The 18,787-nt window shown below is 57.3% G+C and carries 16 protein-coding genes; 7 read left to right on the top strand and 9 right to left on the bottom strand.

Annotated features, from left to right (window positions below):
• Positions 1–46: 46 nt before the first annotated feature.
• Entirely contained in the window at positions 47–565 is a 519-nt protein-coding gene (fabA, locus tag AB6V08_RS13795; RefSeq protein ID WP_010429339.1) for a bifunctional 3-hydroxydecanoyl-ACP dehydratase/trans-2-decenoyl-ACP isomerase, read from the top strand.
• A 71-nt stretch (positions 566–636) separates the two neighbouring features.
• Here fabA and rmf read toward each other — a convergent pair whose 3' ends face one another.
• The 6 genes from rmf to rlmKL form a co-directional block, all read right to left on the bottom strand.
• Positions 637–804 (bottom strand): ribosome modulation factor, encoded by a 168-nt coding sequence (rmf, locus tag AB6V08_RS13790; protein WP_010429337.1) that lies wholly within the window; start codon positions 802–804, stop codon positions 637–639.
• Positions 805–1,058: 254 nt separating this feature from the next.
• Entirely contained in the window at positions 1,059–1,625 is a 567-nt protein-coding gene (pqiC, locus tag AB6V08_RS13785) for a membrane integrity-associated transporter subunit PqiC (RefSeq protein ID WP_368543421.1), read from the bottom strand.
• Positions 1,622–3,262 carry an intermembrane transport protein PqiB gene (gene pqiB, locus AB6V08_RS13780; protein WP_368543420.1) on the bottom strand — a complete coding sequence of 547 codons (1,641 nt, stop codon included), beginning with the start codon at positions 3,260–3,262 and terminating at the stop codon, positions 1,622–1,624. Before pqiB ends, pqiC begins: the two co-directional genes overlap by 4 nt.
• A gap of 4 nt (positions 3,263–3,266) precedes the next feature.
• Positions 3,267–4,520 (bottom strand): membrane integrity-associated transporter subunit PqiA, encoded by a 1,254-nt coding sequence (pqiA, locus tag AB6V08_RS13775; protein WP_368543419.1) that lies wholly within the window; start codon positions 4,518–4,520, stop codon positions 3,267–3,269.
• Between the two features lie 13 nt (positions 4,521–4,533).
• Entirely contained in the window at positions 4,534–6,441 is a 1,908-nt protein-coding gene (locus tag AB6V08_RS13770; protein WP_368543418.1) for an ABC transporter ATP-binding protein, read from the bottom strand.
• Positions 6,442–6,453: 12 nt separating this feature from the next.
• On the bottom strand, positions 6,454–8,562 hold the full coding sequence (rlmKL, locus tag AB6V08_RS13765; RefSeq protein ID WP_368543417.1) for a bifunctional 23S rRNA (guanine(2069)-N(7))-methyltransferase RlmK/23S rRNA (guanine(2445)-N(2))-methyltransferase RlmL: 2,109 nt from the start codon (positions 8,560–8,562) through the stop codon (positions 6,454–6,456).
• A gap of 98 nt (positions 8,563–8,660) precedes the next feature.
• Between rlmKL and AB6V08_RS13760 the strand changes: the two genes are divergently transcribed.
• Positions 8,661–9,770, top strand: a complete 1,110-nt coding sequence (locus tag AB6V08_RS13760) for a YcbX family protein (RefSeq protein WP_368543416.1) — start codon at positions 8,661–8,663, stop codon at positions 9,768–9,770.
• On the opposite strand, the gene zapC is transcribed toward AB6V08_RS13760, so the two are convergent.
• Positions 9,767–10,309, bottom strand: a complete 543-nt coding sequence (gene zapC, locus AB6V08_RS13755) for a cell division protein ZapC (RefSeq protein ID WP_368543415.1) — start codon at positions 10,307–10,309, stop codon at positions 9,767–9,769. The genes AB6V08_RS13760 and zapC overlap by 4 nt on opposite strands.
• A 167-nt stretch (positions 10,310–10,476) precedes the next feature.
• A complete protein-coding gene (gene pyrD / locus AB6V08_RS13750) occupies positions 10,477–11,487 on the bottom strand; it encodes a quinone-dependent dihydroorotate dehydrogenase (RefSeq protein WP_368543414.1) in 1,011 nt (336 codons plus the stop codon).
• A gap of 249 nt (positions 11,488–11,736) precedes the next feature.
• Between pyrD and ssuE the strand changes: the two genes are divergently transcribed.
• The 5 genes from ssuE to ssuB are packed head-to-tail and all read left to right on the top strand — an operon-like array spanning position 11,737 to position 15,977.
• Positions 11,737–12,312: an NADPH-dependent FMN reductase gene (ssuE, locus tag AB6V08_RS13745; RefSeq protein ID WP_368543413.1), complete on the top strand. Its 576-nt coding sequence runs from the start codon at positions 11,737–11,739 to the stop codon at positions 12,310–12,312.
• Positions 12,305–13,267 carry a sulfonate ABC transporter substrate-binding protein gene (locus AB6V08_RS13740; protein WP_368543412.1) on the top strand — a complete coding sequence of 321 codons (963 nt, stop codon included), beginning with the start codon at positions 12,305–12,307 and terminating at the stop codon, positions 13,265–13,267. Before ssuE ends, AB6V08_RS13740 begins: the two co-directional genes overlap by 8 nt.
• Positions 13,264–14,409: an FMNH2-dependent alkanesulfonate monooxygenase gene (ssuD, locus tag AB6V08_RS13735; protein WP_368543411.1), complete on the top strand. Its 1,146-nt coding sequence runs from the start codon at positions 13,264–13,266 to the stop codon at positions 14,407–14,409. Before AB6V08_RS13740 ends, ssuD begins: the two co-directional genes overlap by 4 nt.
• A gap of 9 nt (positions 14,410–14,418) precedes the next feature.
• Positions 14,419–15,210, top strand: coding sequence for an aliphatic sulfonate ABC transporter permease SsuC (ssuC, locus tag AB6V08_RS13730; protein WP_368543410.1), 792 nt, complete (start codon positions 14,419–14,421; stop codon positions 15,208–15,210).
• Positions 15,207–15,977, top strand: coding sequence for an aliphatic sulfonates ABC transporter ATP-binding protein (gene ssuB / locus AB6V08_RS13725; protein ID WP_368543409.1), 771 nt, complete (start codon positions 15,207–15,209; stop codon positions 15,975–15,977). Before ssuC ends, ssuB begins: the two co-directional genes overlap by 4 nt.
• An 87-nt stretch (positions 15,978–16,064) precedes the next feature.
• Here the strand turns inward: ssuB and pepN are convergent, their stop codons facing one another.
• Complete coding sequence (gene pepN, locus AB6V08_RS13720) at positions 16,065–18,677, bottom strand: aminopeptidase N (RefSeq protein ID WP_368543408.1); 2,613 nt, start codon at positions 18,675–18,677, stop codon at positions 16,065–16,067.
• Positions 18,678–18,787 lie beyond the last annotated feature (110 nt).

Here is an 18,787-nt window from a genome sequence, read left to right as displayed (position 1 = left end):
TGTTAGCTATCCTGCGTGCTTCACTAAAATAAGGCTTACTGAGAACATGGTAGATAAACGCGAATCCTATACAAAAGAAGACCTTCTTGCCTCTGGTCGCGGTGAACTGTTTGGCGCTAAAGGCCCACAGTTACCGGCACCAAGTATGCTGATGATGGACCGTGTCGTGAAAATGACCGAAACCGGCGGCAACTTCGATAAGGGCTACGTAGAAGCGGAACTCGATATCAATCCAGATCTGTGGTTCTTCGGTTGCCACTTCATTGGCGATCCGGTAATGCCAGGCTGCCTGGGCCTCGATGCCATGTGGCAGCTGGTTGGTTTCTATCTGGGCTGGCTCGGCGGCGAAGGCAAAGGTCGCGCGCTGGGCGTGGGTGAAGTGAAATTCACCGGTCAGGTTCTGCCAACTGCGAAGAAAGTTACCTACCGCATCCACTTCAAGCGCATCGTTAACCGTCGTCTGATCATGGGTCTGGCGGATGGTGAAGTGCTGGTAGACGGTCGTCTGATCTACACCGCGAACGATCTAAAAGTGGGCCTGTTCCAGGATACTTCCGCGTTCTGATTTTTGTTTTTACCAGAGCAAGAAAGGCGAAACCTCCGCAATGCGGAGGTTTCTTTTTTAAAGAGACGGTATCAAGCAAGTACTGCCCTGTCTCCGATGGCTTCTCGCCAGCCCCCTAACCATTGAGACCTTTGATTCAGGGTCTGATAGGGACACATTTCTTTAGAACGTCCGGCGATGCCAGCCTGATAACCACGTTGATGAGCCCTTTCCAGGCGATCTCGTTTCTGTCTCTTCATGCCTCGTTTCCCTCATTCTTTTGTCTGGTGGAAAGAAAACAGTGATTGCAAAGTGTGCAAGCACAGATAACGAATAACCCGAATCAGCCTCAGCGTCAACGTTCGAAATTCATACGGGTGTCATATTTGTGAGCTATGCGGAAGATCATTTGTACAAAAAATGTGACGCGGCACAAGTAACAAGCTGAACTCAAAACGAAAAAAAAGCCGCCATCAGCGTGAAAGCGAAGGCGGCTTTTTACTATGAATTTTACTTATGGGAGCCGGGAAATCTCGCGGGCTATGCTGGCAGACTCCTGCGCCCAGCCCTGAGCAAGCACTTTGACCATCTCATCGTAGCCGTCTTTCTGCTGCTTCAGCTCAAGATGGAAAGGACGCTTGATCAGCTGACCCTGATGATTCAGCAGCCACTCGCCGCTGATAATCACTTTGCCATCGTAACGGCCGTGGAAGCCCGTTACGGTGACGTTAAGCGTATCCTGGTCGCTGCCCAGCGGCTGGGAAGCCACAACCCAGCCGGGAAGCTGGCCGCCCAGATTCGCTACCAGCGTGTTGCGAAGCTGCTGGTCGAGCGGGCTGGCCCACAGGTTGTTGGTGGCGATAACGTACTGCACATCGCTGGTCTGGTACACCACGCCGTTACCGGCAAGGTAATCCGGCACGTTAACCTGTTCCACCCACAGCAGACGGTTTCCCTGGCTGGCCGTGCTCTGGCCAGCGGTTTGCGTAGCAACAGGCAGCTGATAGTAGCTTTTGTTATCTACACCTGAACTGCACGCCGTTAACAGCAGAGCGCCCACCATCAATAGCCACTTATTCATTCTTTTGCCCTCTTAGGCTCAGGATCCTTTTTATCTTTCGCTTCGAACACCAGCGCGTTGCTCTTCTCGTTGAGCGTTTTCAGCACCGGCTGCAGTTCACGCAATACCTGATCAAGACGCTGCATATCTGCCACCATCTTGTTGTACGCCGCTGAACCCGGCTGGAAGCCCTGCATACTGCGGTTCAGCTCGCGCAGCGTTTTTTGCATATCCTGCGGCAGCTGCTGCATGGACTGGCTTGCGGTGATCTTGTTGATATTGTCCAGCGTGGTTTGCAGACGCTGCATGGTCGCCTGGCTCTGGTGCAGCGAACCGGTCGCCGCTTCAATCATCGGATTCAACGGCAGATTGTTAATCTTATCCAGAGTCTCCATCAGACGCTGCTGGATCTGCGCCAGACCGCTGCTCACGGTTGGAATGATCTTATACCCGCCGAACTCGCGAACGCCCGTGATTGCCGGCGCTTTCGGATAGAAGTCCATATCCACGTACAGCGCACCCGTCACCAGGTTACCGGTTTTGAGCGAGCCGCGCAGGCCGCGATTCATCAGGTCAGAGATATGCGCCCCGATATCCTGGTTCTCGCCAATCTGATTCACCAGACGCTCAGGCTCAATGCGGATAAGCACCGGAATGCGGTAGTCGTCATCCAGCACCTGGCGCAGGCCCGGCACGAAGAACGGCACCTGGCCGACCGTACCGAGGCGAATGCCGCGGAACTCAACGGGCGCCCCCGGCTGCAGGCCGCGAACGGAATCTTTGAAGAACATCAGGTAATCAATGTGGTCGGTGTAGAGCGCATCCTGAATGCTTTTCTGATCGTCGAAAAGCCTGAACGCCGTCTTCTCAGCCACCGGCTGACCCAGATCTAATCCTTCCGGCACGTCGAAGCTCACGCCGCCGCCAAACAGCGTGGTCAACGAGCCCATCTCAACGCGCATCCCGGCCGAGGTCAGATCGACCGCGATCCCGCTGTCTTTCCAGAAGCGCACGTTGCTGGTGACCAGACGATCGTTTGGCGCATTGATAAACAGCTGATAGCTGATGGTGCGTTTTTGCGCATCGAAGGTGCTGGTTTCAACCGACCCCACGCGATAGCCGCGGAACAGCACCGGATCGCCCGGCGATAGCTGCCCCGCCTTTTTGCTGTCGAGGATCACGCGGATACCTTTCGCATCCGGCGGCGCGAGCGGCGGCGAATCGAGAAGCTGATACTGGCCCGGCTGGGTGCCTTTGCTCCCCGGCTGCAGTTCGATATAGGCCCCGGAAAGCAGCGTACCTAAGCCGCTGATCCCTTCTCGCCCCACCTGGGGTTTGACGACCCAGAAGACGGAATCGCTGTGCAGCAGCTTTTCCATTCCGGCATTCAGGCGCGCCTTGATTTCTACATGGGTCAGGTCATCGGTCAGGGTCGCGCTTTCCACAACCCCCACGTCTACGCTGCGGCTCTTGATGGTGGTTTTCCCGCCTTCAATTCCCTCCGCGTTGGTGGTGATGAGCGTGACTTCTGGCCCCTGATGGCTGTAATGGTAAAACAGTATCCATGCACCGATCAGCGCGGTCACGATGGGGAAAATCCACACCGGCGACCAGTTCTTGACCTTCTGCACTTTAGCCTCTCCACTCTTATTTTCCATGCTCTTACTCTTCCTCATGGCTTGACTCGGGCTCACGATCCCACGATAAACGAGGGTCGAAGGTCATGGCCGCAAACATGGTCATAATAACGACCAACGCAAACATCAGCGCTCCCATAGCGGGGTAGATACTCATCAATCCCCCCATCCTCACCAGCGCGGATAAAACGGCAATAACGAACACGTCAATCATTGACCAGCGTCCGACAAACTCAACAACTTCATAAATCAGGTGCATACGCTCGCTGTCGCGTTTGCCGTTGCCTTTGGCATCCCAGCAGAGCCAGGCAATCGCGATCATTTTTAACGTCGGCACCATGATGCTGGCGATAAATATCACCCCGGCGACGGGATAGGATCCCTCGCCCCACAGCAAAATAACCCCCGCCAGGATTGTTGACGGCATTTTGTCACCAAGCAAATCGGTGATCATGATGGGCAGGATATTGGCGGGCAGATACAGCATGATGGAGGTGACCAGCAGCGCCATTGTCCACTGCAGGCTGTTTTTACGCCGCACGTGGCCTTTGGTTTCGCAGCGAGGGCATACCTCGAGATCCGCAGGCAGCACCGCCGTACAGCATGAGCACGAGCGTAGCCCCTGACGGATCCCCGGCACACCCACCTTGACCGGCTGAGAGATCACCGGCGCGGGAGCGATGTCGTCCCACGCCCAGCGCCTGTCGACGCACTGAAACGCTCGCAGCTGCAGGACGCAGTAAAGGCACCAGGGAATAAAGCTGCTGCCGATGCCAACGTCGCCGTAGGCCATCAACTTAACGAAGCTGACCAGGATCCCCGCGAGGAAAATCTCGGCCATTCCCCAGCTTTTAAGCTGGAAAAGCACGCGCGCGAGCTTGATTTTCAGGGCCGTGGGCATCCGCACGCGGTTGACCAGCAGCAGAATCACGATCAGGCAGAACGCCGGAACGATCTGTACAAACAGAAGAAAGAAGGTGCCGAGGCTGGCGTAGTCTTCCGAGAACATCACGCCGGGGATTTCGAGAAGGTCGACCTGGCTGGTCATCCCTCCCACCTTCATATAGATGAAGGGGAAGAGATTCGAGAGCAGCAGCATAAACAGAGCGGCAATAGCATAAGCAGTAGGACGCTGCCTCGGCGCGTCCCACTCTGTTGTCAGCGTTGCGCCGCAGCGCGGACACATTGCTTTGTGTCCGTGACCCAACACAGGCAGCGCAACGAGCATATCGCATTGAGAGCATAAAATATGCCTGTCGGCATGGTGCTGGTCACACATAGTTAATCCCTGTTTATGCGCCGTTTTTCAGAGACTCGAGGTACTCCCAGCGCTCAAAAGCTTCTTCCAGCGCCTGCTCGGCCTGGGAGAGTTCAGCCAATACTTTCTGAGTATAGTCGTGAGGTTGCGTAAAGAATGACGCATCAGCAACCTGAATTTGCAGCGCCTCAAGGGACGCTTCCAGTTCTTCCAGACGCTGAGGCAGCCCTTCCAGTTCGCGCTGCAGGTTATAGCTCATTTTAGCAGGGGATTTTTTAACTGTTTCTGCTTTTGCGACAGCAGTTTCCGGTACTATTTTGGACTTCGCCTGCTTTTGCATCAGTGACTGAGACTGCTGGCCGCGGGCGTCGTGATAACCGCCTACGTACTGACCAATTCGTCCTTCGCCTTCGAAAATCCAGCACTCGGTAACGGTGTTATCCACGAACTGACGATCGTGGCTGACTAACATCACGGTCCCCTGGTAGCCATCAATCAGCTCTTCCAGCAATTCGAGCGTTTCGACATCCAAATCGTTCGTCGGTTCATCGAGAATCAGCAAGTTGCTGGGTTTCAGGAAAAGTCGCGCCAGCAGCAGGCGGTTGCGCTCGCCGCCGGACAGCGCGCGAACCGGCGTCATCGCACGTTTCGGGTGGAACAGGAAGTCCTGCAAATAGCCCAGCACGTGGCGCGGCTTGCCGTTGACCATCACCTCCTGCTTGCCTTCGGCGAGGTTGTCCATCACCGTTCTGTCCGGATCCAGCTCCGCACGGTGCTGGTCAAAGTAGGCCACTTCCAGCTTGGTACCGCAGTGGATACGCCCGCTGTCGGCCTGCAGCTGGCCGAGCATCAGCTTCAGCAGCGTGGTTTTACCGCAGCCGTTCGGGCCAATCAGGGCGATTTTGTCGCCGCGCTGAACCTGAGCGGAGAAATCATTAACCAGCACCTTGCCATCAACCTGATAGTTGACGTTTTCCATCTCGAAGACGATTTTGCCGGAGCGGGAGGCTTCTTCCACCTGCATTTTGGCGCTGCCCATCACTTCGCGGCGCTCGCTGCGTTCACGGCGCATCGCCTTCAGCGCGCGCACGCGACCTTCGTTACGGGTACGACGCGCTTTAATGCCCTGACGGATCCACACCTCTTCCTGCGCCAGCTTGCGGTCAAACTCGGCGTTTTGCAGCTCTTCAACGCGCAGGTTTTCTTCTTTTTCCAGCAGGTAGGTGTCGTAATCGCCCGGATAGGTGACCAGCTTGCCGCGATCGAGGTCGACAATGCGCGTCGCCATATTGCGGATAAACGAACGGTCGTGGGAGATAAAGATAATGGTGCCGCTGAAGGTTTTCAGGAACCCTTCCAGCCAGTCGATGGCCTCGATATCCAGGTGGTTCGTCGGTTCGTCGAGCAGCAGCACTTTCGGGCCGCTGACCAGCGCACGTCCGAGTGCCGCTTTACGCAGCCAGCCGCCGGAAAGCGAAGCCAGCTCCATGTCCGCGTCCAGGCCGAGCTGATCCAGCACTTCCGTGATGCGGTTTTCCAGCTGCCACAGGCCGTGGTGATCCAGCAGCTCCTGAAGACGCGCCATCTCATTGAGGTTTTTGTCGCTCGGATCGGTCATCACCAGGTGCGAAATCTCGTGATAGCTTTTGAGATATTCCGCCTGCTCAGAGATCCCTTCGGCGACGAAGTCGTACACGGTGCCGGCCACGTTGCGCGGAGGATCCTGCTGCAGACGCGACACGATCAGATCCTGTTCGTAAACAATACGCCCGTCGTCCAGGCCCTGCTCGCGATTGAGGATCTTCATCAGCGTCGACTTGCCCGCACCGTTGCGGCCAACCAGACAGACGCGCTCGTTATCTTCGATGTGCAGTTCAGCATTGTCGAGAAGCGGTGAATCGCTGAACGACAGCCATGCACCGTGCATACTAATTAATGACATTTATTTTTCCTTTCAGACCGCGGTGATGAGCCAGCAGTTGTGGATTTGACGGTTACGGGCGAAGTCCTGAGACAGCGTTTTTTGGCTGATTTCTTGTGCTTTCAGTCCCAGAGCTGCTAAACCCTCATGATCCATGCGGAAGCCGCGTTTGTTGTTCGAGAACATAATGGTGCCGCCTTTACGCAGCAGGCGTTTCAGGTCGGTCATCAGGCGCAGGTGATCGCGTTGAACGTCAAAGCTATCCTCCATGCGCTTGGAGTTAGAGAAGGTTGGCGGATCGATAAAGATCAGGTCGAACTGCTCGTCGGTGTCGCGCAGCCAGCCCAGCACGTCCGCCTGCATCAGGCGGTGCTGACGCCCGGTTAACCCGTTCAGGCGCAGGTTACGCTCCGCCCACTCCAGATAGGTACGCGACATATCCACGGTGGTGGTGCTGCGCGCCCCGCCCAGCCCCGCGTGTACGCTGGCGCTGCCGGTGTAGGAGAACAGGTTGAGGAAGTCCTTGCCTTTGCTCATCTGGCCCAGCATGCGGCGGGCGATGCGGTGGTCAAGGAACAGGCCGGTGTCGAGATAGTCGGTCAGGTTAACCCACAGGCGCGCGTTGTATTCGCCCACCTCAATGAAGTCGCCCTTCTCGCTCATCTTCTGATACTGATTTTTGCCCTTCTGACGTTCGCGGGTTTTCAGCACCAGCTTATTCGGGGAAATGCCCAGCACGCCGATGGTGGCGGCAATCACGTCCAGCATACGCTGGCGCGCTTTTTGCGCGTCCACGGTCTTCGGCGGGGCATACTCCTGCACCACAACCCAGTCGGCGTAACGGTCAACCGCCACGTTGTACTCCGGCAGGTCGGCGTCGTACAGGCGGTAGCATTCGATACCTTCCTGCTTCGCCCATTTTTCGAACTTTTTAAGGTTCTTACGCAGGCGGTTGGCGTAATCTTCCGCCACGCCGGACGGCCTGCTGTCGGCCGTTTTTTCGGCCAGGTGGTAGTTTTTCTGCACGCAGTCCAGCGGGCCGTTCTTGGCCTTGAACTGACGATCGGCGCGCAGCTGCAGGCAGCTCAGCAGCTCCGGCGAGGCGCTGAACAGGGAGAGATTCCAGCCGCCGAAGTAGTCTTTCATATTGCGGCCCAGCAGGCTGTGCAGGGCAATCAGCGCCGGTTCGCTGTCCAGACGTTCGCCGTACGGCGGGTTGCTGATAACGGTACCGTACGGGCCTTTCGGCAGCGGGTTGGTCAGGTTGGCAACGTCCTTCACCTCGAAGGTGATGAGCTCGCCAATACCCGCGCGGCGGGCGTTGCTGCGCGCGCGTTCAATGACACGCGGATCGCTATCGGAACCGTAGAAGTGGGAGGTGTACTCCGCCAGGCCTTTACGCGCGCGGGTCTGCGCTTCGGCTTTCACCTCTTTCCAGATGGCGTCATCGTGCTGCGCCCAGCCGCTGAAGCCCCACTGGCCGCGATGCAGGCCAGGCGCGCGGTCGGTTGCCAGCATTGCCGCTTCGATAAGCAGCGTACCGGAACCACACATCGGATCGAGCATCGGCGTGCCCGGCTGCCAGCCGGAACGCATAACAATCGCCGCCGCCAGGTTTTCTTTGATTGGCGCCATGCCGGTGCGGTCGCGGTAGCCGCGCAGATGCAGGCCCGCGCCGCTCAGATCGAGGGAGATACTGGCGGTATCGCCATTGAGCCAGACGTTAATACGCAGATCCGGGTTTTCGCGATCGACGTTCGGGCGCTCTTTGTTCTTACGCGTGAAGCAGTCCACGATGGCGTCTTTTACGCGCAGGGCGCCGTACTGGCTGTTGCGGATCTCATCGTTAACGCCGTTGAAATGAACGGCGAAGGTGGCGTTCGGCGTGAAGATCTCTGTCCAGTCGATCATCTGTACGCCGGTATAGAGGTCAAGATCGCTGTAGACCTTGCACTCTTTCATCGGCAGCATGATGCGCGACGCCAGGCGGCTCCACATCAGGCTCTGGTAAATAAGCCGCGTGTCGCCCTCAAAATGGACACCACCCTGAACCACCTGGCACTCTTGCGCGCCCAGGGCTTCCAGTTCAGTTTTTAACAGCTCTTCCAGCCCACGGGCCGTACTGGCAAACAGAGAATTCATATCGTCACTTTTACACTTAGAAAATTGTCGCGCATTATAGCTAATATGGCGTGTATGTCATAAAGTTGAAGGCTTATTTTCAATTGAGGGACTGTGCAGTGGCGACCTTATCCAGGCTTTTTATTCATCCGGTGAAATCGATGCGGGGCATTGGCGTTTCTCACGCGCTGGCCGACATGAGCGGATTTGCCTTCGATCGTATTTTTATAGTCACCGAGCCTGACGGTACATTTATTACTGCACGTCAGTTCCCGCAAATGGTTCGCTTTACCCCTTCCCCGCTGCATGACGGCCTGCATCTGACCGCACCTGACGGTTCAAGTGTAGTCATTCGATTCAGCGATTTCGCCCCCGTCGATGCCCCGACCGAAGTGTGGGGAAATCATTTTACCGCGCGCGTTGCCCCGGATGAAATCAACCGCTGGCTCAGCCCGTTTTTCTCCCGCGACGTGCAGCTTCGCTGGGTCGGGCCTGAGCTGACGCGCCGCGTGAAGCGCCACGATGGTGTACCGCTCTCTTTCGCCGACGGCTTCCCGTTCCTGCTGACCAACGAAGCCTCCCTGCGTGATTTACAAAAACGCTGCAAGGCCAGCGTGCAGATGGAGCAGTTCCGCCCGAACCTGGTGGTTACCGGCGCCGAGGCCTGGGAAGAGGATACCTGGAAAGTTATCCGCATCGGCAGCGTGATTTTCGACGTCGTTAAACCGTGCAGCCGCTGCATCTTTACCACCGTCAGCCCTGAAAAAGGCCAGAAGCACCCTTCCGGCGAACCGCTGAAAACCCTGCAATCCTTCCGCACGGCGCAGGACAACGGCGACGTGGATTTCGGCCAGAACCTGATCCCGCGCTCCAGCGGCGTGATTCGCGTAGGCGACGAGGTAGAAGTGCTCGCGCGTGGGCCAGCCAAAGTATACGGTTCAGGCCAGGAAGAGGAGTTTGTTGACGTCGAAATGGCGGCATCATCAACCGTTGATATTCACTGGGAAGGCAAGATTATTCGCGGTAACAACCAGCAGGTTTTACTCGAGCAGCTGGAGCAGGCGGGCATTCGCGTACCTTATTCCTGTCGCGCGGGCATCTGCGGATGTTGTCGAATTAAGCTGGTGGACGGCGAAGTCAGTGCGCTGAAGAAATCAGCAGTTGGAGAAGACGGCACGATTTTATGCTGCAGCTGCGTTCCAAAAACATCGGTACAGCTGGAGGCTTAAACGGCCTGTTCGAGGCTGAAGGTATCGACGCGCAGCTGGGGTTTCAGCCTGTCGTTCATCACCTTAATGGCATCACCTAACTGCATCATCCGCCCGGCAATCGTCACGCCGGGCTGGGCCAGCAGGCAAAGCGCCGCATTTTCACCCGGCTCCACCACCAGCAAACTCACCTCTTCGGTGGTATCGCTCAGATTCACGCTGGCGGCATCGCCCGTGTTTGGCGTCCAGTTCAGGCCGTGCGCCAGAAAATGCCAGCTTTTTGGCATTTGCGGTTTCAGGAAACGGATGGCGACCAGCGCGTTCAGCACCAGCTCGGCACGCTGTTCTTTGGAGAGATCCAGATCGCGGCATTTCTCTTCGAAGGAGAAATAAAGCGCGGCGTCATCAACGCAAAAACCGGAAGGCGCGAACGCATCGGGGGTCAGCATTCGGCGAGCAAAACGAGAACGAAACAACATACCATTGGCTAAATCGAGCATCATGCGATCGTGCTCGTCGCAAAAATACCAGCGCCAGTTATCGTCAGGTTTAATTCGCATTTTTCTCTCCCGTCCCCCAAACGTCCTGTTCTAAAAATGTCCTGATTGCCGCTTCGTTTATAACATCAATAATAAAAGACCATAATGTCTAAATAAGCAACAATGACGGAATATAAAACAACCAGAACTATAAATAAAGCCCTGGTTGTCCGATATGAAGTAAAAGATTAGATATGCGTGACGATTTCTTTTATCAATGGCGGGCCTTTAAAAATAAAGCCGGAATAAATTTGCACCAGTGAAGCCCCCGCCGCCATCTTCTCGCGCGCCGCGATGACGGAGTCGATGCCGCCGACGCCAATAATCGGCAGACGGCCGTTTAATTCAGCGGACAGCGCACGAATAATTTCGGTGCTCTTTAATTGTACCGGACGGCCGCTTAAACCTCCGGCTTCGTCACAGTTTTTCATTCCCTGAACCAAAGAACGATCGAGCGTGGTATTGGTGGCAATAACACCATCAATATTATGGCGAACTAAACTATCGGCAACCTGGATCAATTCTTCGACAGAAAGATCCGGGGCGATCTTAACCGCCACGGGAACATATTTATGGTGGATCGCTTGCAGCGCATTTTGCTTATTTTTAATGGCGCTAAGGAGATCGTCCAGCGCTTCGCCATATTGCAGAGAACGCAGTCCCGGGGTATTCGGTGAAGAGATGTTCACCGCAATATAACCGGCATAGGCGTAGACTTTTTCCATACAAATCAGATAGTCATCTTTACCCTGCTCGACCGGCGTGTCTTTATTCTTGCCAATATTAATGCCTAATACACCGTCGAAATGCGCTTTTTTGACGTTCTCAATCAGGTTATCTACGCCGTGGTTATTAAAGCCCATGCGGTTGATCAAACCTTCGGCCTCAACCAGACGGAACAGGCGCGGCTTATCATTTCCCGGCTGCGGACGCGGCGTAACCGTTCCGATTTCGATGGAGCCAAACCCCATCGCGCCCAGGGCATCAATGCACTCGCCGTTTTTGTCCAGCCCGGCCGCCAGACCCAGCGGGTTCTTGAAGGTCAGGCCCATGCACTGCACAGGTTTTTCTGGAACGTTCTGGCGCACCAGTGCTTCCAGTGGCGTACCTGTTATGCGACGTAACTGCTGGAATGTAAATTCATGAGCGCGCTCAGGATCGAGCTGGAAAAGGGCTTTACGAACGAAGGGGTAGTACATGAACTCTCCTGGATTCCCGGTGTGCAAACCGGGAGGGGATTATCTTCGATCCGGGGCGGAAAGGGAATTGACCTGCGGCAAAAAAAGCGGCGCAAAACGCAATCGTTTTCCTTTTAGGCCACTTCTTATGCAGTTTATGGCTTTTAAATTGCGGATAAATCATTTAGTGGAATAACCGCGCGGTGTCACACTCCAGAAAATTGTTATGAATGTTAGATAAAAGCAAACAATTAGTTATAAGGAGAAAACATGCGCGTCATCACTCTGGCCGGAAGTCCACGTTTCCCTTCTCGTTCCAGCGCGCTGCTGGAATATGCACGCGAAAAGCTGAACGCCCTGAACGTAGAAGTGTGCCACTGGAATCTGCACAACTTCGAGCCGGAAGACCTGCTCTATGCCCGCTTCGACAGCCCGGCGCTCAAAACCCTGACGGAACAGCTTAAAGAGGCGGACGGCCTGATTGTCGCCACGCCCATCTATAAAGCCTCGTTTTCTGGCGCATTAAAAACCCTGCTCGACCTGCTGCCGGAACGCGCGCTGGATGGAAAAGTGGTGTTGCCTCTGGCGACGGGCGGCACGGTTGCGCATTTATTAGCGGTGGATTACGCCCTGAAGCCGGTGCTGAGCGCCCTAAAAGCCCAGGAGATCCTGCACGGCGTTTTCGCCGACGACTCGCAGGTAATCGACTATCAGCACAAGCCCCACTTTACGCCAAACCTGCAAACCCGCCTTGACAGCGCGCTGGAAACCTTCTGGCAGGCGCTGCACCGCCGCGATGTGCAGGTTCCCGCATTCAGCCAGCCGCAAGGAGTTGCCCATGTTTAAAACCTTAACCCGCATCGGACTGGCGGGGCTGATGGCCCTCTCCTCCCTGGCGCATGCCGCGGACGCCGCGCCGGAAAGCCTGCGAATTGGCTATCAGAAAGGCAGCGTCAGCATGGTGCTGGCGAAAAGCCACCAGCTTTTAGAAAAACGCTTCCCGGACACCAAATTCTCCTGGGTTGAGTTCCCCGCCGGACCGCAGATGCTGGAGGCGCTTAACGTTGGCAGTATCGATCTCGGCAGCACCGGGGATATCCCGCCGATTTTTGCCCAGGCCGCCGGAGCGGATCTGCTGTATGTCGGCGTGGAGCCTGCGAAGCCTAAAGCGGAAGTGATCCTCGTTCCTGAAAACAGCGCGATTAAGAGCGTGGCTGAGCTTAAAGGGCACAAGGTCGCATTCCAGAAAGGCTCCAGCTCGCACAACCTGCTGCTACGCGCACTGCAGGAAGCCGGGCTGAAGTTCACCGATATTGAGCCCGTCTATCTGACGCCTGCCGATGCGCGTGCCGCATTCCAGCAGGGCAACGTCGACGCGTGGGCTATCTGGGATCCGTACTATTCCGCCGCGCTGCTTCAGGGCGGCGTGCGGGTGCTGAAAGACGGCTCCACGCTGAAGCAGACCGGCTCGTTCTACCTCGCCGCCCGCCCGTATGCCGAGAAAAACGGCGCCTTTATTCAGGGCGTGCTTGATACCTTTACCCAGGCCGATGCGCTGACTCAGAGCAAGCGCGCGGAGAGCATTACCCTGCTGGCGAAAACCATGGGGCTGCCGGAGCCGGTGATCGCCAGCTATCTCGATCACCGTCCACCGACCACGATTAGCCCGCTGAACGAGCATGTCGCGGCGCTCCAGCAACAAACCGCTGACCTCTTCTATCAGAACCACCTGGTTCCAAAACAGGTGAACATTCGCGAACGCATCTGGCAACCTACCGGCATTGAAGGAAAGAAATCATGAGTCTGAATCTATTCTGGTTTTTACCCACCCACGGTGATGGTCACTATCTTGGCACGGAAGAAGGCTCGCGCCCGGTTGACCACGGCTATTTACAGCAAATAGCCCAGGCCGCTGACCGCATTGGCTTTACCGGCGTGCTGATCCCCACCGGACGCTCCTGCGAAGATGCCTGGCTGGTGGCGGCCTCGATGATCCCGGTGACCCAGCGCCTGAAATTCCTGGTGGCGCTGCGCCCGAGCGTCGTTTCACCGACCGTCGCGGCGCGTCAGGCGGCGACGCTGGACAGGCTGTCCAACGGTCGCGCCCTGTTTAACCTGGTTACGGGCAGCGATCCGCAGGAGCTGGCAGGCGACGGCGTCTTTTTGGATCACACGGAACGCTATGAGGCGTCGGCGGAATTTACCCGCGTCTGGCGGCGCTTGCTGGAAGGTGAAACCGTCACCTTCGAGGGCAAGCATATTCACGTTCGCGATGCGAAGCTCTACTTCCCGCCGGTTCAGCAGCCGCGCCCGCCGCTCTATTTCGGCGGCTCTTCGGACGTGGCGCAGGATCTGGCGGCAGAACAGGTTGATCTTTACCTGACCTGGGGCGAGCCGCCGGAGCTGGTAAAAGAGAAAATTGCCCAGGTGCGCGCGAAGGCGGCCGCTCACGGTCGTAAGGTGCGGTTCGGCATTCGTCTGCACGTTATCGTGCGCGAAACCAATGCCGAAGCCTGGCAGGCCGCCGACCGTCTGATCTCGCATCTGGACGACGAGACCATTGCTAAGGCGCAGGCCGCGTTTGCCAAAACGGACTCCGTGGGGCAGCACCGGATGGCCTCCCTGCATAACGGCAAGCGCGAGAAGCTGGAGATCAGCCCGAACCTGTGGGCAGGCGTGGGGCTGGTGCGCGGCGGTGCGGGTACGGCACTGGTGGGCGATGGCCCGACCGTTGCCGCCCGAATTAACGAATATGCCGATCTGGGCATCGACAGCTTTATTCTTTCCGGCTACCCGCATCTGGAAGAGGCTTACAAGGTTGGCGAGCTGCTGTTCCCGCACCTCGACGTGGCGATCCCGGAAATCCCGCAGCCTCGCACGCTTCAGCTGCAGGGTGAGGCGGTCGCCAACGAGTTTATTCCGCGAAAAGCCGCACAGAGCTAAGGAGCCGCTATGTCTGCCACTTCACAAAAATGGCTGCTGCGTGCCGCCCCCTGGTTTGTGCCTGTCGGTATTGTTGTTATCTGGCAGATAGCGTCGTCAACCGGCTGGCTGTCGAGCCGTATTTTGCCCTCTCCGGAGGGCGTTGTTGAAGCCTTCTGGTCGCTGAGCGTCAGCGGTGAACTGTGGCAGCATCTGGCTATCAGCTCCTGGCGCGCGGTGATTGGCTTTTCGATTGGCGGCAGCATCGGCCTGGTGCTGGGCCTGATCAGCGGCCTGTCCCGCTGGGGCGAACGGCTGCTGGATACCTCCATTCAGATGCTGCGCAACGTGCCGCATCTGGCGCTGATCCCGCTGGTGATTTTGTGGTTTGGCATCGACGAAAGCGCCAAAATCTTCCTCGTGGCGCTCGGCACGCTGTTCCCGATTTACATCAACACCTGGCACGGGATCCGCAACATCGATCGCGGGCTGGTGGAGATGGCGCGCAGCTACGGCTTGTCCGGCTTTGCGCTGTTCGTTCACGTGATCCTGCCCGGCGCCCTGCCCTCTATTATGGTCGGCGTGCGTTTTGCCCTGGGCCTGATGTGGCTGACGCTGATTGTGGCAGAAACCATTTCCGCCAACTCCGGTATCGGCTATCTGGCGATGAACGCCCGTGAATTCCTGCAAACCGACGTGGTGGTGGTTGCCATCATCCTTTATGCCCTGCTCGGCAAGCTTGCCGACGTCAGCGCCCAGTGGCTTGAACGCAGCTGGCTGCGCTGGAACCCGGCCTATTCAACTCAGGAGGCAAAAGCATGAATACCGCCCGACTGAATCAGGGAACGCCGCTGCTGCTGAGCGGCGTCACCAAACGCTACGGTGAAAACACCATTCTTAACGCGCTGGATTTGCACATTCCGGCAGGGCAATTTGTTGCCGTTGTCGGACGCAGCGGCGGCGGCAAGAGCACGCTGCTGCGGCTCTTAGCCGGGCTTGAAGCCCCTAACGGCGGGGAGATCCTCGCCGGCAATACCCCGCTTGCCGACATCCAGGACGACACCCGCATGATGTTCCAGGACGCGCGCCTGCTGCCGTGGAAATCGGTGATTGATAACGTTGGTCTCGGCCTGAAGGGCAGCTGGCGGGATAACGCAAAGCAGGCGCTGGCCGCCGTAGGGCTGGAAAATCGCGCCGGCGAGTGGCCCGCGGCGCTGTCCGGCGGGCAGAAGCAGCGCGTGGCGCTGGCGCGGGCGTTAATCCACCGCCCCGGCCTGCTGCTGCTCGATGAGCCGCTCGGGGCGCTGGATGCCCTGACGCGCATTGAGATGCAGGATTTGATCGAATCCCTCTGGCAGGAGCACGGGTTTACGGTGCTGCTGGTGACGCACGACGTGAGCGAAGCGGTGGCGATGGCCGACCGGGTGCTGCTGATAGAAGAAGGAAAAATCGGGCTGGATTTGACGGTGGATATTCCACGTCCGCGCCGGATTGGTTCGGCAAGGCTGGCGGAGCTGGAGGCGGAGGTGCTGGATCGGGTGATGAAGCGCGGGGTGGCGGAGCAGCAGCGTATTAAAGCGAATGCCTGATGCCCTCACCCCGGCCCTCTCCCACAGGGAGAGGGAGAACACCCTATGTAGGCCCGGTAAGCGAAGCGCTACCGGGCAATTTTTTTATTACGCTAAAGCTTTAGCAATCTTCTCGTACAGATCGCCGGACAGGTTCTCCAGCCCTTTTAGCTGCTCAAGCGCGGCGCGCATTTTCGCCTGGCGCTTCGCATCGTAGCGCTTCAGGCGGATCAGCGGCTCGATCAGGCGCGATGCCACCTGCGGGTTACGGCTGTTCAGCTCGGTGAGCATTTCCACCATAAACTGATAGCCGCTGCCGTCTTCCGCATGGAACGCCGCCGGGTTGCTGCTGGCAAACGCGCCAATCAGCGAACGCACGCGGTTCGGGTTGCTCATGGTGAACGAGCGGTGCTTCAGCAGGCTGCGCACGGTGTTCAGCACGTCGGCCGACGGGCTGGTGGATTGCAGAATGAACCACTTGTCCATCACCAGACCGTCCTGATGCCACTTGTCGTCGTACTCCTGCATCAGCGCATCGCGGCACGGCAGCTCGGCGGCAACGCTTGCGGCAAGGGCTGCCAGCGCGTCGGTCATGTTGTCGGCTTCGTGATACTGCTTGCTCACCAGGGTATCCGCCAGCTCTACCTCACCGAAGGCCAGATAGCGCAGGCAGGTGTTACGCAGAGAGCGCTTGCCGATGTCCGCGTGTTCCACACAGTATTCATCCAGCTTGTTGGCGTTGTAAATCGCCAGGAACTCGTCCGCCAGCTCGGTGGCCAGCGTGCGGGTCAGCGCTTCACGCACCGCCACAATCGCGATTGGGTCGATGATGTCGAACAGCTCGGCAATTTCACCCGCGGACGGCAGGGTCAGGATTTCCGCCGCCAGCGCCGGATCGATATGCTCGTCCAGCAGCACCGCGCGGAACGCGTCAGCCACATGCACGGGCAGCGACAGCGGCTGGCCCTGCTGGTGGCGGTTCACGTTCAGCTTGATGTAGGTGGCCAGCAGGCTCTGGGCGGCATCCCAGCGGGAGAAATCGTTGCGCGCGTGGCGCATCAGGAAGGTCAGCTGCTGATCGCTCCACTTATACTCCAGCTTCACCGGCGCGGAGAATTCACACAGCAGCGCAGGAACCGGCTGGAAGTAGACGTTATCGAAGATAAAGGTCTGCTCTGGCTGGGTCACATTCAGCACGTGATGCACCGGATGACCGCCCTTCTGCAGCGGGATCGCTTTCCCTTCGTTGTCGTAGAGCTCAATGCTGAACGGGATGTGCAGCGGGTATTTCTCTTCCTGCTCTGCCGTTGGCGGCGTGCGCTGGCTGATGGTCAGGGTGTACTGCTCGGTTTCCGGGTTGTAATCGTCTTTGACGGAGACAATCGGCGTACCGGCCTGGCTGTACCAGCGGCGGAAGTGGGACAGGTCAACGTTCGACGCGTCCTCCATCGCCTGCACGAAGTCGTCGCAGGTGGCGGCGCTGCCGTCATGACGCTCGAAGTACAGCTGCATCCCTTTCTGGAAGTTCTCTTCCCCGAGCAGCGTATGGATCATGCGGATGATTTCAGAACCCTTCTCATACACCGTCAGGGTGTAGAAGTTGTTCATCTCAATCACCTTGTCCGGGCGGATCGGGTGCGCCATCGGGCTGGCATCTTCGGCAAACTGCAGGCCGCGCATGGTGCGCACGTTGTTGATGCGGTTCACCGCGCGTGAACCCAGATCGGAGCTGAACTCCTGATCGCGGAAGACGGTTAGACCCTCCTTCAGGCTCAGCTGGAACCAGTCGCGGCAGGTAACGCGGTTACCGGTCCAGTTGTGGAAATATTCGTGACCGATAACGCGCTCGATATCGAGGTAGTCTTTATCGGTGGCGGTATCGGTACGCGCCAGCACGTATTTGGAGTTAAAGATGTTGAGGCCTTTATTCTCCATCGCGCCCATATTGAAGAAGTCGACGGCGACAATCATATAGATGTCGAGATCGTATTCGAGGCCAAAGCGCTCCTCATCCCACTTCATGGAGTTAATGAGCGAGGTCATCGCCCACGGCGCGCGGTCGAGGTTGCCGCGGTCAACGAACAGCTCCAGCGCCACGTCGCGACCGGAACGGGTTTTGAAGGTGTCGCGCAGCACGTCGAAGTCCCCCGCCACCAGCGCAAACAGGTAGCACGGCTTCGGGAACGGATCCTGCCACTGCACCCAGTGACGGCCATTTTCCAGCTCGCCTTCGCCGGTACGGTTCCCGTTGGAGAGCAGATACGGATAGAGCGTTTTGTCGGCGATGATTTTGGTGGTAAAGCGCGCCAGCACGTCCGGGCGGTCAAGATACCAGGTGATGTGGCGGAAGCCTTCCGCTTCACACTGGGTACAGAGCGCAACGCCGGACTGGTAGAGTCCTTCCAGCGCCGTGTTCGACGCAGGGCTGATTTCGTTTACGATGCGCAGCGTAAAGCGTTCCGGCAGGTTGTCGATGACCAGCTGGTTGCCTTCTTCTTTATAGTCAGTCCAGGCTTCATCGTTGATATGCAGGGATACCAGCGTCAGGTCTTCACCATCAAGACGCAACGGGACTGCCGTAGCACTTTGGCGCGTGACCTGGCTCACCGCGGTAACAACGGTTTTACTGGCATCAAGGTCAAAAGTCAGATCGATATCGCTAATCAGGTAATCCGGCGCACGGTAGTCGTGGCGGTATTTGGCTTGTGGCTGTTGTGTCATAGAAAACCTTATGCATCGTTTGTCGAGTAACGTTTCAATATATTCCTGTTGTGTAAAACGCGCTATGCAGAATGTTCATCTTTTCAGGGACAAAACCCTTTTTCGCTACA

It is taken from the genome of Enterobacter soli (genome assembly GCF_964208575.1).
Taxonomy (GTDB): Bacteria; Pseudomonadota; Gammaproteobacteria; order Enterobacterales; family Enterobacteriaceae; genus Enterobacter; species Enterobacter soli_A.
Note: the sequence above shows the minus strand (reverse complement) of the source record. Positions and strands in the feature narration are given on the sequence as shown.

Excerpts from the sequence above, each read along its gene's own strand:
- fabA (WP_010429339.1), top strand. The coding sequence starts at position 47 with ATGGTAGATAAACGCGAATCCTATACAAAAGAAGACCTTCTTGCCTCT.
- rmf (WP_010429337.1), bottom strand. The coding sequence starts at position 804 with ATGAAGAGACAGAAACGAGATCGCCTGGAAAGGGCTCATCAACGTGGT.
- pqiC (WP_368543421.1), bottom strand. The coding sequence starts at position 1,625 with ATGAATAAGTGGCTATTGATGGTGGGCGCTCTGCTGTTAACGGCGTGC.
- pqiB (WP_368543420.1), bottom strand. The coding sequence starts at position 3,262 with ATGGAAAATAAGAGTGGAGAGGCTAAAGTGCAGAAGGTCAAGAACTGG.
- pqiA (WP_368543419.1), bottom strand. The coding sequence starts at position 4,520 with ATGTGTGACCAGCACCATGCCGACAGGCATATTTTATGCTCTCAATGC.
- AB6V08_RS13770 (WP_368543418.1), bottom strand. The coding sequence starts at position 6,441 with ATGTCATTAATTAGTATGCACGGTGCATGGCTGTCGTTCAGCGATTCA.
- rlmKL (WP_368543417.1), bottom strand. The coding sequence starts at position 8,562 with ATGAATTCTCTGTTTGCCAGTACGGCCCGTGGGCTGGAAGAGCTGTTA.
- zapC (WP_368543415.1), bottom strand. The coding sequence starts at position 10,309 with ATGCGAATTAAACCTGACGATAACTGGCGCTGGTATTTTTGCGACGAG.
- pyrD (WP_368543414.1), bottom strand. The coding sequence starts at position 11,487 with ATGTACTACCCCTTCGTTCGTAAAGCCCTTTTCCAGCTCGATCCTGAG.
- ssuE (WP_368543413.1), top strand. The coding sequence starts at position 11,737 with ATGCGCGTCATCACTCTGGCCGGAAGTCCACGTTTCCCTTCTCGTTCC.
- AB6V08_RS13740 (WP_368543412.1), top strand. The coding sequence starts at position 12,305 with ATGTTTAAAACCTTAACCCGCATCGGACTGGCGGGGCTGATGGCCCTC.
- ssuD (WP_368543411.1), top strand. The coding sequence starts at position 13,264 with ATGAGTCTGAATCTATTCTGGTTTTTACCCACCCACGGTGATGGTCAC.
- ssuC (WP_368543410.1), top strand. The coding sequence starts at position 14,419 with ATGTCTGCCACTTCACAAAAATGGCTGCTGCGTGCCGCCCCCTGGTTT.
- ssuB (WP_368543409.1), top strand. The coding sequence starts at position 15,207 with ATGAATACCGCCCGACTGAATCAGGGAACGCCGCTGCTGCTGAGCGGC.
- pepN (WP_368543408.1), bottom strand. The coding sequence starts at position 18,677 with ATGACACAACAGCCACAAGCCAAATACCGCCACGACTACCGTGCGCCG.